10 protein-coding genes and 1 other annotated feature are annotated in these 14228 nt (G+C 32.4%); of the genes, 6 read left to right on the top strand and 4 right to left on the bottom strand.

The features are described from left to right. Window positions 1-139 precede the first annotated feature (139 nt). Both KTC94_RS04740 and brnQ read right to left on the bottom strand, forming a co-directional pair. Window positions 140-1525 (bottom strand): L,D-transpeptidase family protein, encoded by a 1386-nt coding sequence (locus KTC94_RS04740; RefSeq protein ID WP_220320074.1) that lies wholly within the window; start codon window positions 1523-1525, stop codon window positions 140-142. 460 nt (window positions 1526-1985) lie between these two features. Continuing rightward, on the bottom strand, window positions 1986-3323 hold the full coding sequence (gene brnQ, locus KTC94_RS04735; RefSeq protein WP_220320084.1) for a branched-chain amino acid transport system II carrier protein: 1338 nt from the start codon (window positions 3321-3323) through the stop codon (window positions 1986-1988). A 112-nt stretch (window positions 3324-3435) separates the two neighbouring features. Beyond that, window positions 3436-3690 (bottom strand) — a binding site (T-box leader). A 305-nt stretch (window positions 3691-3995) separates the two neighbouring features. Here brnQ and KTC94_RS04730 point away from each other — a divergent pair. From KTC94_RS04730 to KTC94_RS04710, 5 genes are all read left to right on the top strand, one after another. After that, a complete protein-coding gene (locus KTC94_RS04730) occupies window positions 3996-4151 on the top strand; it encodes a hypothetical protein (RefSeq protein WP_165412254.1) in 156 nt (51 codons plus the stop codon). A gap of 224 nt (window positions 4152-4375) precedes the next feature. Continuing rightward, a complete protein-coding gene (locus KTC94_RS04725; protein ID WP_253198239.1) occupies window positions 4376-5371 on the top strand; it encodes a LacI family DNA-binding transcriptional regulator in 996 nt (331 codons plus the stop codon). A 184-nt stretch (window positions 5372-5555) separates the two neighbouring features. After that, a complete protein-coding gene (locus KTC94_RS04720; protein ID WP_258876428.1) occupies window positions 5556-6932 on the top strand; it encodes a sucrose-specific PTS transporter subunit IIBC in 1377 nt (458 codons plus the stop codon). A gap of 36 nt (window positions 6933-6968) precedes the next feature. Beyond that, window positions 6969-7937: a carbohydrate kinase gene (locus KTC94_RS04715; protein WP_220286948.1), complete on the top strand. Its 969-nt coding sequence runs from the start codon at window positions 6969-6971 to the stop codon at window positions 7935-7937. Between the two features lie 6 nt (window positions 7938-7943). Then, the gene (locus KTC94_RS04710; protein WP_220286947.1) at window positions 7944-9389 is read left to right on the top strand and encodes a glycoside hydrolase family 32 protein; all 1446 of its coding nucleotides are present in this window, start codon (window positions 7944-7946) and stop codon (window positions 9387-9389) included. Between the two features lie 256 nt (window positions 9390-9645). Here KTC94_RS04710 and KTC94_RS04705 read toward each other — a convergent pair whose 3' ends face one another. Further along, complete coding sequence (locus tag KTC94_RS04705; protein ID WP_258280706.1) at window positions 9646-10506, bottom strand: mechanosensitive ion channel family protein; 861 nt, start codon at window positions 10504-10506, stop codon at window positions 9646-9648. A 288-nt stretch (window positions 10507-10794) separates the two neighbouring features. Between KTC94_RS04705 and putP the strand changes: the two genes are divergently transcribed. Next, entirely contained in the window at window positions 10795-12270 is a 1476-nt protein-coding gene (putP, locus tag KTC94_RS04700) for a sodium/proline symporter PutP (protein ID WP_220320075.1), read from the top strand. A 52-nt stretch (window positions 12271-12322) separates the two neighbouring features. On the opposite strand, the gene KTC94_RS04695 is transcribed toward putP, so the two are convergent. Continuing rightward, window positions 12323-14059, bottom strand: coding sequence for an oleate hydratase (locus tag KTC94_RS04695; RefSeq protein WP_258876429.1), 1737 nt, complete (start codon window positions 14057-14059; stop codon window positions 12323-12325). Window positions 14060-14228: the final 169 nt, after the last annotated feature.

Genomic DNA, 14228 nt, shown 5'->3' with positions numbered 1-14228 from the left:
TAACGACATTTCAGCACTGCAGGTGATGATTTAACACCTTTAATCTAAAAGCAAATCAAAAAAACGCAAGTTAACTAACTTGCGTTTTTTTGATTTGCTTTTAATGGTAAACATATTATAAAAAGACTTTATTAAATCTCTAGTTATAACAAATAACCGGAGTATTAACATCAATATTATTATATATCGTCATTGCAAAATCGTCTGATGCATTTATACAACCATGAGAACCATTTGTCAAATATACATTTCCACCAAAGGAGTGTTTCCACGGTGCACCATGTATTCCAATACCATTATTAAATGGCATAAAGCAATTGACAGGTGTATTGTAACCCGGTCCCTTTAAGCTTGTATTTTTTGCTTTATCTTTTAATTTATAAACACCTGGTGGTGTTGCTGTATTTCTGCTTACATCACCAGTAACAACATCTCCATCTACAATAAGAGCACCATTCTTATAAAACCACATATGCTGTTCTGTCAAATTGATCTCCACATAGGTATTCCCGATATCATTTACACCATGAGATACTGCGGTTTGGGCATACTTGGGTTGCTTTGTTATGGTTTGTCCACCTTTTATAGATACAATTAAATCATTGACTTCACCTGTGCGATCAACTAACCATCCATAATCGCCACCGCTAACCTTTGCAGTTGTTCCGAATGATGTAGCAAAATCTCTTTCATTGCCATAGGTATTATAATGATTGGCCAGTTCACTTACATAATCTTTCATTTTATTTTCATCAAATGAAATTGCAAGGTTGTCATTAACTACTAGCCAATTGTGTATTATAGAACCGTCTAAAACTTCCTTACCTCCAGCATAGGTATAAGTGATTTTTGAAGCTACATATTTATCAAGTAAAATTTTAGTGTTTTTAACTTCTTTGGAACTTGAATTATATTTTGGATTAATGTATTGATTTGTTTTCTCCAAATTTATTGTTGTTTCGCCTTTGAGAATTGCATTTACTACATTTGCATACAAATGCTTGCTATTGATTTTGTTTCCCATAATTTCTTTTACGATCACATAGCCGGTATCTGAATATTTAAAACTAGGATTTTTAGGTTTAATTGCTTTCTTGTTATCAAAACAAGAGAGTTTATCAAAATGTTTTTTTAATAGTTTTTCATCATAGGTCACTATGTCAGGTAGTTCAGAAGCTTTTGAGTTAAAAACTTCATAAATCCACGCAAAAGAATTCTGACTGTCTTTTAAAACTTGAATTTTATCCTTTGCATTATATTTAAGTCCAATGTCAGCAGCTTTAAGTTGTTCATTCACACCACTTCGTTCTTGAAGGTTCAGTGTATATGTTTTGCACTTTGATAATAAGGCTTTATCTAATTCATCTACTGTTTTACCAGAAGCATTTATGCCATTAATTACAGAACCAAAATAAAAATGGTTATTAAAATATATTGACATACCTAAATATAGAACAAAGATAATAGAAAAAGAAATTATACTAATGCGAATAGATTTTTTGTGTTTTATTGTTTGTATTTCCATGAGGCACCTCTTTTAATGTAAATTTAGTATTTCATATTAATCATATTCCAATATGTAGGAAATGTAAAGTAACCTTAGCGAATATTTTTACATTCATGTAAAATATTCGTTAATAAAAGCAAAGATTAACGAATTGTGCTCTAACGCCTCACTTAGAGTAGTGGAGGACTTTCCTTCTGAAATGTGCTAAAGTAATTCACTTAAATTTGCAGTTGTAAGATCAATACTGTTATTTTTCATACTAAAAAAGACCCCTTAACTAATTATTTAATGAGACATTAAAATTAGTTGGCGCTCCGTTAATTAAACAATATGAAATTTAAATAGTATCTTTGCAATGATCTACTAGATTAATTATATCACAACAAGTTTTTATTAGCGAGTTATGAAGGAAAAGGAAAAATTGTACTAGACAAAAATTAAAGGAATGCACACGGTTGTGGCATCCCCTTGAATTTTATTATTTATTATATTTATTTAAAGAGATTTCTTTTGAAAAAGAAGATTCTTTTACCATGCTAAAAAACCACCCTATTACAGCACCAACTAACGATGGAACTACCCAAACAAGACCCTGCTTAAATAAAGGTATAGAACTCAAAAATGACATTTTAAGTCCAACTTGATCTAATGAATCAAATATACTAAAAACAGCAGTAAATAGCATGCTGAAAGAATATACAGAGCTATAACCTTTAAATAGGTTATGGGAGAATGCAAGTACAATAAGTACTATCGCCATAGGATATATGACTGTTAAAACAGGTACAGATATACTTAATAGTTTAGTTAAGCCTACATTTGCAAATAACATACTAAATAGTGTTATTGCAGTAACCCAAATTTTATAGTTAACCTTTGGAACCATCCTTGAGAAGTATTCACTACATGATGTTATAAGACCAACACAAGTTGTAAGGCAAGCAAGTCCAAAAGTTAAACCAAGTATTATAAGACCATTTGCATTAAAAAGGTAAGATACTACATTTGTTAATGTTTGCGCTCCATTTTTTGTAGCACCAAATCTAGTTTGAGCAGCAGCGCCTAGGCATGAAAGCATTAGATATATTACAGTTAAAACAAGACCAGCTATAAGTCCAGCTTTTATTGTATAGGAGCTTAAAGCTTTTTCATCTGTAATTCCTTGTTTCTTTAAAACTAATGCAACAACTATACCAAAATTAAGTGCAGCGATGGCATCCATAGTCATGTATCCATCCAAGAATCCTTTTAACACAGGAAAGCTAGCATAATCTCCAATTGGAGCATTGAAGCTACCAATTGGTTTTACTAAACTACCTATAAATACAATTAATATAAGTATTAAGATAGCGGGGGTTAGTACCTTCCCAAAACGATCCATTAATTTATTAGGATTCATACTTAGCCAAAAAGCTAAACCAAAGAAACACAATGTATATAGAAAAAGAGATAAAGCTCCACCAATAACTGATGCTGGTAAAAATGGTGCTATGCTTGTTTCAAAAGACAAACTAGCAGCACGAGGTATGCCTAAAAATGGTCCAATTGATAAATATATTAACAATGTGAAAATAAGCGCAAAGGTTTTATTAACTCTGCCAGCTAAATTTTGAAGACCATCAGCTTTTGCAACAACAGCTACAGCCAGGATCGGTAGACCTACTGCAGAAGCAAGGAAGCCAGATAACGAAAGTAAAAGATTTGTACCTGACATTTGTCCAAGTACAGGAGGGAAGATTAAGTTTCCAGCTCCAAAAAACATTGAAAATAGCATTAAACTAACTAGCATTAAACTTTTTCTTGATAATTTATTCATAGTAATTCCTCCAAAAATATTATTTTTTTTAAATTTTAGTATTATATCGCTAATATCAATGTCGCTATCCACTAAACCACCCCCTTTAAAAATAAAAAAAGCCCGTCCCTATAAAAGGGACGAGCGAGTATGCACGTGTTACCACCCTAAATCTATTAAAATTATAATGAATAACTTTAATAGCACTTAGCAAGATACCAATCGATATCTGTTCCTTGTAATGGTGGACAACCATTAAACCTTATTAGATTTCAGGTTTACTTCTCAGAGATGATTTTCGGATATAGACTGAACGTTGACTCTCACCAAATGTCAACTCTCTTTAGAACAGATACTAAAACGTACTCTTTCTCGTCATCAAATTATAAGTTATATTAAAAAAGAATATATCATATTAAAAAAGAATTGTCAATAAATAAATAATATTACTATTAAAACTGACCCAGTTTTTGACAAGAATCTGACTCTTTATAAAGATTGGAAGTAAAGATAATTACTTTTTAAATATTAGTTAATAGGTGTCACTCAAAGGATTGTTTTTAGGGTATAATAGATTAATAAAATAATAAATCATACCTTGAAAATATTTACTATTAATATTAAATTAGAAGGTAGAAGTTAGTTTTTTTATATATAAAAGATGTAAAAAATAAAGAAAAGAAGGTAAAAAATATGAAAAATAATATAAACAAAAACATGGAAATAATGAAAAAAATTATTGAAGAAAAAAAAGCGAAATCTTCAAGTCAAAAGAATGCTAAGAGACCACCAATTTATGGACCACAAAGTCCAGCATCAGGTAATGGTGGAGGATTAGTTGGTAGATAATCTATAAGTATAAAATGGAAATTATCATAATTAACAAGGGGATTTGTTCAAATTCCCTTGTTAATTATTTTTTTTCTGTAATATTAATTTTTAACTTATACCTCCCAATACAAATACGCCCCCTTTTTAGTAGCTGTCTTAAAGTTCATTAAAAGGTTGATTATACATAGGAGTAAAAGTATACTATATAGATAAGAGTAAAATATATTTAGTTGGTGATAATTATGAATATTATAGAAGTGGCAAAGTTAGCTGGTGTATCTAAGTCTACGGTATCTAGGTATTTAAATGATGGATACGTCAGTAGTGAAAATAGATTCAAAATACAAGAGATAATAGAGAGTACAGGATATACGCCTCTTCGTCAGGCTAAAACTCTAAGAACCAAAATAACAAACCTTATTGGCGTTATTGTTCCTAAAATAAGCACAGAAACTGCTTCTAGAGTTGTTGAGGGGATATCAAATGAAGTATCTAAATATGGTTATGATATACTCATTGCAAATGCAAATTTAAGTGTAGACAAGGAAATTGAGTATTTAGAGATATTTAAAAACAATCAAGTAGACGGCATAATATTCATGGCAACAAAATTAACAGAAAAGCATTTAAGGATTATGGCTAGTATAGAATTTCCAATAGTTGTAGTAGCTCAAAAAACTGAAAATTTTCATTGTGTTTATTATGATGATTACAATGCGTCTAAGGACATGGTTAAGCTACTTTTAAACAAAGGGCATACAGAAATAGCATTTATAGGAGTTACTGAAGAAGATATTTCTGTTGGGTTTGAAAGAAAAAGAGGCTATATGGACGCATTAAAAGAATATGGTGTTTCATGTAAACAAGAGTTTTTGAAAAAAGGTGATTTTTCTATGGATTCTGGGTATAAATTAGCAGCGGAATTAATGGGTCAAACTGAAAAACCAAAAGCAATTTTTGCTGTAACTGATAATATAGCCATAGGAGCAATGCAATACCTCACAGAGATAGGATACAAGATCCCTGAAGATATATCCATTTGTAGTATCGGAGATTCAAAAATATCTAGAGTAGTAACTCCTAAACTTACAACAGCGCATTATTTTTATAAAACAGCTGGAGAAAAAAGTGCAGAAATAATGATGGAGTTGTTAAACAAAAATATAGACTATGTAAAAGAAAATGTAAAAAATATTAAATTAGGCTATAGACTTGAGGTAAGAAATAGTATAAAATGAAAATGTAAACATTTAAGTAGCTTACATTTTTTTAGGGGCTTATGGGAACGATACCATAAAATTTAAGATCAGTCGTTAATATTGTAGCTCCGCAGGAGAAGTTTAATTAAAACTTATTTTTTATTCGTTATGGGAACGATACCATTATCATTAAACAATTTATAATTATAAAGGGGGAAGTATTATGAGTAAGGATATGTTATTCAAGAAAACTTCTAGTGAAATATTAGAACTTATAGGTGGAAGGGGAAATATAGACAGTGCAGCGCACTGTGCAACTCGTTTACGGTTGGTTCTAAAAGATGAAAGTCTTATAAAAAAAGATAAAATTGAAAATTTAGAGTTAGTGAAAGGGAGCTTTTTAAATGGGGGACAATACCAAATAATATTAGGTCAGGGTATTGTAAATAAAGTCTATGAACAGTTTGCTTTAGAAGCAAATATAGATGAAGTTAGTACTTCAGATGTAAAAAGAGATGCTATGAAAAAGCTAAACCCAATTCAAAAGATAGCAAGGGTATTATCAAATATATTTGTTCCTATAATTCCTGCAATTGTAGCATCGGGACTATTAATGGGAACATTAGGAGCACTAAAGGCTTTTGGTTTTGAGTCATTGTCCGGGACTTGGTGGTGGTTAATGCTAGCTTGGTTTAGTTCATCAGCATTTATATTCCTCCCAATATTGGTAGCATTTAGTTCAGCAAAAGAATTTGGAACTAATTCATATTTAGCGGCTGTTATTGGGGGAATAATGATTCATCCTGAACTTCAAAATGCGTGGACAATAGGTGGCGGGTATAAGTCTATGCGAATATTAGGTGGGATAATAGATATGCCACTAGTAGGATATCAAGGAACTGTCATACCAATTTTACTTGTAATTTGGATTATGAGTCTTATAGAAAAAAGAATTAGAAAAATTGTTCCAGAAGTACTAGATATATTTTTAACCCCATTTTTAACTGTTTTAATAACAGGATTTTTAGCATTATCTATAGTTGGACCTTTTGCAATGGTTATAGGGAAAGGAATAAGCATGTTCTTAACTGTTGCAATTGGTAAATTCGGGTTATTAGCTGGAGTATTATTTGGTGGAACTTATTCAATTATAGTTATGACTGGAATTCACCATAGCTTCCATGCTATTGAACTTTCATTATTAGCCGATACAGGAGCTAATACATTACTTCCTATATGGGCAATGGCAAACTTTTCACAAGGTGGTGCTGCACTAGCTGTATACTTTAAAACAAAGAATGCAAAAACAAAAGCTATAGCATTACCATCTGCTTTAAGTGCTTTTCTTGGAATAACAGAAGCTGCAATATTCGGTGTTAATTTAAAGTTTAGAAAACCATTTTTAGCCGCACTTGCAGGTGGAGCTGTTGCAGGCGCTTATGTAGTATTAACAAAGGTAGCTATGAATGCTATAGGATTAACTGCAATTCCAGGACTTACTATAGTAAAACCTGATTCAATGGTTAATTATATAATTGGATTAATCATAGCATTAGTTGTTTCATTTGGTACAACGTATGTTTTAGGTATAGAAGAATAATAATAAATAAGATATTAAATAAGGAGTTGCTAAATAGTGAAAAAGGTTATTTGTATAGGCGAAGCTTTAATAGATTTTATTCCGTGTGAAAAAGGGATAGCCCTAAAAGAAGTTAATAGCTTTTTAAGAGTTCCAGGAGGAGCCCCCTTAAATGTTGCAGCTACAGTCGCTAAACTTGGTGGTAGGAGCAAAATACTTACAAAACTAGGGAATGATGCATTTGCAGATGTAATAGTAGATGCTGTAAAACCATTAGGAGTAGATGTATCAAGTGTTTTAAGAACCAATTTAGCTAAAACAGCACTAGCCTTTGTTTCGCTAAACGAAAATGGGGAAAGAGATTTTTCATTTTATAGAAATCCAAGTGCGGATATGTTGCTAGATGAAAAAGAAATAAAAGACAGCGATTTTGGGGAAGGAGAAATACTTCATTTTTGCTCCGTTAGTTTAATAGATGCTCCAATCCAAAAGGCTCATAGAAAAGCTATAGAATATTGTAGCGAAAAAAACGGAATTATAAGCTTTGATCCTAATATAAGGTTACCTTTATGGAATAGTGAAGATGAGTGTAGGCAAGCAATATTGGAGTTTTTGCCAGAGGCTCACATATTGAAAATAAGTGATGAGGAACTCCAATTTATAACAGGAATTCAAGATGAAGAGACTGCACTAAGTAGTCTATTTAAAGGTAATGTAGCTATTGTTATTTATACTAAAGGTAGCAGTGGTGCAGAGTTTATTGTGAAAAATAAAAAAGTGTTTTCAAAGGGATTTACTATAAAAGTTGAAGATACTACAGGAGCGGGAGATTCTTTTATAGGCGCATTTTTATATCAAATAGCAAGCATGGATTTATCATTAAAGGATATTTTGGGCTTAGATGAAGACATAATTAAAGAAATGTTAAACTTTTCAAATGCAACAGCAGCCTTCGTAGTTTCTAAAAGAGGGGCTATTGATGCATTGCCTAAAAAAGAACAAGTATATAACATTATGAAGAAGTAGCTAATTATGAAAAGAAAAATTGAATTATTAAATGAAGAAATAGTTGTAGCAATAAATAATGTTAAAGACATAGTAAATGGAGATAAATGGGCATTAAAATATCACATTATGCCTAAAATAGGATGGTTAAATGATCCTAATGGATTGTGCTATTTTAAAGGTGAATATCATGTGTTTTATCAATACTCACCACTCGATGCTAGAGGTGGATTAAAATTTTGGGCACATTATAAATCAAAGAATCTCTTGAGGTGGGATGATTTAGGAATAGCCTTATATCCAGACAGTGAATTTGATCGTGATGGAGTTTATTCGGGATCAGCCTTAGTAGAAGGAGACGAATTATATCTATTTTATACTGGTAATGTAAAAGAAGAAGGTAACCACGATTATGTACTTACTGGTAGGCAGCAAAATGTGATTTGTGTAAAGAGTCTTGACGGAATTAATTTTGGCGAAAAGAAAGTAGTATTAACAAACAAGGATTTTCCTGAAAATTTTACGTTACATGTTAGAGACCCTAAGGTTTGGAAGGAAAACAATAATTATTATATGGTATTAGGTGCAAGAGGAAAAGATAATAAAGGTTACGTGCTTTTATATAAATCTAAAGATTTAGTGGATTGGAATCTTCAAAGCACACCAGCGGGAGGATTAGAAGGATTAGGGTACATGTGGGAATGCCCAGATTTTTTCACACTTGAGGAGAAAGATGTTTTGATCATATCACCACAAGGAATTTCTGTAAAAGGGTATTTATATAACAATATATATCAAAGTGGATATGCATTGGGAAGCTTTACTGAAAATAAGAAGAATTTTAATTATGAACAATTTATAGAATTAGATAGAGGGTTTGATTTTTATGCCCCTCAAACTTTTAAGGATAATAAAGGTAGGCGCATAATGATAGCGTGGATGGGGCTTACTGATGTAACTCAGTATAGTAATCCTACTATAAAAAACTTTTGGCAACATGCTTTAACTATGCCTAGAGAGCTTTTTATAGTGAATGAAAAACTTATACAGAGGCCTATTAAAGAAATGGAAGAACTGCGAAAAAATCATATAGCTTTTAAAACCAGCATTAACGGAGAAAAAGTATTTAAAGAATTGAAGGGAGAGATTTTAGAACTAAAACTAGATGTAGAGAAGCTTTCTGGCGATTTTCAATTAATTATGAGAAATGACTGCAAAGTGATATTCAATGAGGATGAACAAATCTTTGAGCTTTCTTTAGGGCAGAGTGGATACGGTAGAGTGAATAGGATAGTCAAATTAGAAAAATTAGAATCAATATGGATATTTTCAGATACATCTTCTATAGAAATATTTATAAATGGGGGACAAGAGGTGTTTACCACAAGATTTTATCAATGCGAGGAAGATGAAGGAGTAAAAGTAACCTGTAATGGAATTGTGTCTATAAATAAATGGGATATTAGGACTTGATTGGGAATGTGTTTATAATAAGCATGAAAAGAAAATAAGTTACTACTTAGGCATAACATATAGTAAATGCCTGAGTAGTAACAATTATAAATACCCCTTATTATAGAGAAGATCTATATATATTTAGTACATTTTGTGCGCCAAGTGGCTTGAAATTTCCAAGTTTTCCTCGTGCAGTAGCTTGCTTGGCCATTTTTTTAATTTCTATTCACCAATTCCACTTAATGTAGAAGTTATCCCTAATTTACCCGCTTAATTATAATAATTCAATATCATCATGTTTAGAAAATTCATCTAAGATATCCTCTACTAGGGCATGTTGTAAGTTTCTATAATTTCTCGCCTTGCAAATAAGCCTTAAGTTTAAACAAACTTTTGCGGGTTTCATAGAAGTATATACTGTATGAGAAAGGTTCTCGTAATAAATAGGAAGAGTTTTTGAGGCTATATTTAGTGAATCTTTTGCTTCTTGCTCAATATCTCCTACTTTATCATTAGCAATAGATAGTAATATGCTTTTAGCTTTTTTCCAATTACTTTTAAGTGTAAGGCTTATTTCAAGTTCATTCCAAGTAAAAGGGAATGAGTTAGATTCATTTATAAGATCTTCAGTGAGAACTTTTATATTTGGTATATGAGTAATTCTTCCAGTGCTTTGCCCGTAGATTTTGTTGTCATTTTCCATAACCTCAATTATGGTAGTATAAAACCAGTCTATAGCTATTACATCACCAAGACTTTCCCCAAGCTTTATTCTATCCCCAAGTTTAAAAGGCTTATGAGTATTAATTATAAGCCAACCTAAAAAACTTGCTACAAGATCACGAAAGGCAAAGGCTAGTCCAGCTGAGAAAAATCCTAAAAATGTGAGTATATACTTAGACTCATACATCCATATTGGTATAATCACTACAGCAGTTAAGATATTTATTGATAGCGAGGATGTTTTTTTATATTTTATTATGTTATTGGAATCAAGATTGGATTTATTAATAAATGAACATATACTTTTTTTTACTAAATAAAATATCATTATTAACATTAAAGTTATAATGATTTTTATCAAAACACCTACGGTTTCAAACTTTAAGCCTAGCTCTAACAAAAATTTAATCACATGATTTCTACTCCTTTATATCAATTTTAACTATATATAGTTAATTACTATAAAGTAAATTGGTGCCTATGTCAATTACAGTGTTAAAAAAGTTGTGAAATTCATTATATAAATTATGAAACGAGATTAAAATGGCAATGGGCTAATAAACATATGTGGTATAATATTGTTTTGTACGCTCAAATATTATCTGTTAAAAACTCATATTTTCAATTGTCTTGTAAAATGCTATACTACAAACTTTATGAAATTGACGAATGACATTATAGTATTGAAAGGAGAATTAATATGGAAATAGAATCAGTTGCTGCTATGGGGGTATATATACTTATTTTACTTTTAATAGGCTATTATTCTTACAGAAAAACAAATGATATTTCAGACTACATGATAGGTGGAAGAGGGCTTGGACCTATGGTAACAGCACTATCTGCTGGTGCAAGCGATATGAGTGGCTGGATGCTGATGGGACTTCCTGGTGCGGTTTATACAAAAGGAATATCTAGCATTTGGCTTGGAATCGGTTTAACAATAGGGGCTTACTTAAATTATCTTCTGCTTGCTCCAAGATTTAGAATTTATACAGAGGTTTCGAATGATTCATTAACTGTTCCAGATTATTTAGAAAACCGCTTCAAAGATAAGTCTAATATGCTTAGACTTGTATCTGGGATAATAATACTTGTGTTCTTTGTGCTATATGTTTCATCTGGAATTGTAGCAGGGGGGAAATTATTTGAAAGTATATTTAACTCTACATATACAGCGGGTGTAGTTGTCACATTATCTGTAGTTGTGCTATATACATATTTTGGAGGGTTTTTAGCAGTAAGTCTTACAGACTTTTTCCAAGGATCCCTGATGTTTGTTGTACTAGTTGTAGTGCCAATTGTAGCATATATGAATATAGGAGTAGATGCTGGTACATTTGTTAATAAGATAAAAGTTATTGACCCAGCTTTATTTGATATGTTTAGAGGAACAAGTGTTGCAACTATTATTGGACTTTTGGCATGGGGACTTGGATACTTCGGACAACCACATATTATTGTCCGTTTTATGGCAATTAAATCTGCAGGGGAATTAAAGTCAGCAAGAAGAATAGGGATTACCTGGATGACCATAGGTCTTTTAGGTGCTGTATCAAGTGGACTTATAGGACTTGTATACTTTACAAAAAACAACATCCCGCTTAATGATCCAGAAACAGTTTTCCTTCGTCTTGGAGATATTTTATTCCATCCATTTATTACGGGTATTATATTAGCAGCAGTGCTATCAGCTATTATGAGTACTATTTCTTCTCAACTATTAGTGTGTTCAAGTTCTATAACAAGGGACTTTTATTTAACATTCTTAAACAAAGAGGCATCAGATAAGCAGCAAATGAAGATAGGGAAAATATCTATACTTATAGTTTCAGCTGTTGCCACATTCTTTGCATATTTGCCAAACAAAACTATTCTTAATATAGTTGGGCAAGCATGGGCTGGTTTTGGTTCATCCTTTGGACCTGTTCTTTTACTAAGTCTTTATTGGAAGAGAATGACTAAGTGGGGTGCTCTATCAGGTATGGTTGTAGGAGGTTTAACAGTTATTGTATGGATTGTTTCTGGACTATCTACTTATATGTATGAAATGGTTCCAGGATTTATATTATCGCTCATAGCTGTTATAATTGTTAGCGTTATAACTGAAAAACCGGAAGAGTCTATAAATAAGGAATTTAAAAAAATGGAAGAAATATTAGCAAAGTTTAAGTAAAAATATTGAGTTCTCTTGTATATACATTGAGAGCTCAATATTTTTTTATTTGTTACAGTAAATTTTCGAGTGTAGTATCTTTGAGCAGCTTTTGGATGATTTTTTCTCCCGGAATAGGTCGTCCGCTGTATAGTGTTTTAGCGGCGCTCAATAGCACACGTATATCATATTTTGAGGCATAAATCGGAATTACTTGTTTTTCAAGGTCTAGCAATGCATAAACAGCCATCATCGCCGTACGAACGGAATATTCTATAGTGAATACACAGTCGTCGGCAACTTCAGCAAACTGTCCAAGAAATGCAAGGTTTGTACTGCCTTCAGGGATAACATCAGGACGATCTCCCTTAACACGAGGCATAAACTGACTGGTGACATAAGGCATCATACAAGGAATAACATTTACAGTTTTTAGAATATCGTCAATTTTATCCTTAAGCCCCATGTGATATAATAATTCTGAGACAAGTTCTTCGCCGGTGCAATCACACATTTTTTTCTTGATGTAATCACCGACATTGTCTGGAAATAAGCCATATGCCCATAAAACTAATACATCATCAGGTTGGTTAATAAAGTGAGGCTGCTTAGAGCAGGTCCAGCTCATCAACCAGTTAGAATCCTTTATGGTAACAACACCACCAACGCCAGGATCTCTGTCAGTTAATTTCTTTAGAAATTTGCCCATAAACGGCCCCTTAAAGGTCATTGTAAAGGATTCCCATTTTGTTTTGTCAATGTCATTGCAGAATACCTCTGGGTGACCAAATGAAGGGTCTTTCTTTGCAATGTTCTTCCATAAATTCCAGCAACCGCAGTTTACCTTATCTCTGTTTAAAACAGCAGGTGTATACATACTGCCCAAAGTTGAGTTTTCTGTCATTGAACCATTGGTAACGAAAACGAGGTCGCTTGAAGACACTGCAATTCTTTCAGAATTGCCATTACGAAGTAGATGAATACAGATTACGGTCTTTTGCTCACCAACAGTGCTGATATCCAAGTCGGTAACCTGTGTGTGGAGGTCAAAGTTTACATTTTTATTCTTGAGCCAGGTAATAAGTGGAAGAATCATCGAATCGTACTGGTTATACTGGGTATGCATAATTCCTTTAAGCTGGTTCATACCAGGGATAAGATGCATAAAGCGCTGCATATAGCGTTTCATCTCCACAACACTGTGCCAGTTTTCAAAAGCAAACATGGAGCGCCAGAAATACCACATGTTTGTTTCAAAATAGGAGGGATCAAAAAATTGTTCAATTGTCGTTACGCCAAGTTGCTCCTCAGTGGCAAGAATAAGTTTTGTAATTTGTTTAATATGAATATCGGATAGGCCTAAAGTTGAAAAATCTGCTTTTTCTCCACAGTTATGAATCAAGCGACAGTGAGATTCATTAGGCTCTGCAACATTAAGTTCACGAAATTCATCTAAAACGGTTCTGCTTGGATTATTCAATGAAGGGATAAAGCTATACAGATCCCAGGAGCATTCATGATGTTCCACAAGTTCTCTACCACCACGGATAATATATCCATGGTCGGCATCTCCTGCACCATCCATAGCACCACCCAAAACGTGAGTTTCCTCCATAATAGTAATGTTTTTACCATCCATATGTCCATCGCGGATCAGATAAGCTGCGGCTGCAAGAGAGGCAATACCTCCACCGATTAAATATGCTTTTTTGTTTTCAATACCATCCTTTTTAAGTGAATTGATTCTTTGATAGTTCCCCATGTTACACCATGCCTTTCTTGATTTTTTTATTGATTTGATTTCTAGCATTATCATAGCCTATAATAAAGATTGATAATATTACCAATAAAGTAAATTTGTGCAATGTTACTACAAAACAGTTAAATTGTGTAACAAATTTATTTGCAACCTAATAGGGAGATTTTCTTTCTGGAATTTTAAGTATAAAAATAAGGGTATAAAAATACAAGGATTGATA

Source organism: Clostridium sp. CM028 (assembly GCF_030585565.1).
GTDB lineage: Bacteria > Bacillota > Clostridia > Clostridiales > Clostridiaceae > Clostridium_AD > Clostridium_AD estertheticum_B.
Note: the sequence above shows the minus strand (reverse complement) of the source record. Positions and strands in the feature narration are given on the sequence as shown.

Excerpts from the sequence above, each read along its gene's own strand:
- KTC94_RS04740 (WP_220320074.1), bottom strand. The coding sequence starts at position 1,525 with ATGGAAATACAAACAATAAAACACAAAAAATCTATTCGCATTAGTATA.
- brnQ (WP_220320084.1), bottom strand. The coding sequence starts at position 3,323 with ATGAATAAATTATCAAGAAAAAGTTTAATGCTAGTTAGTTTAATGCTA.
- KTC94_RS04730 (WP_165412254.1), top strand. The coding sequence starts at position 3,996 with ATGAAAAATAATATAAACAAAAACATGGAAATAATGAAAAAAATTATT.
- KTC94_RS04725 (WP_253198239.1), top strand. The coding sequence starts at position 4,376 with ATGAATATTATAGAAGTGGCAAAGTTAGCTGGTGTATCTAAGTCTACG.
- KTC94_RS04720 (WP_258876428.1), top strand. The coding sequence starts at position 5,556 with ATGAGTAAGGATATGTTATTCAAGAAAACTTCTAGTGAAATATTAGAA.
- KTC94_RS04710 (WP_220286947.1), top strand. The coding sequence starts at position 7,944 with ATGAAAAGAAAAATTGAATTATTAAATGAAGAAATAGTTGTAGCAATA.
- putP (WP_220320075.1), top strand. The coding sequence starts at position 10,795 with ATGGAAATAGAATCAGTTGCTGCTATGGGGGTATATATACTTATTTTA.
- KTC94_RS04695 (WP_258876429.1), bottom strand. The coding sequence starts at position 14,059 with ATGCTAGAAATCAAATCAATAAAAAAATCAAGAAAGGCATGGTGTAAC.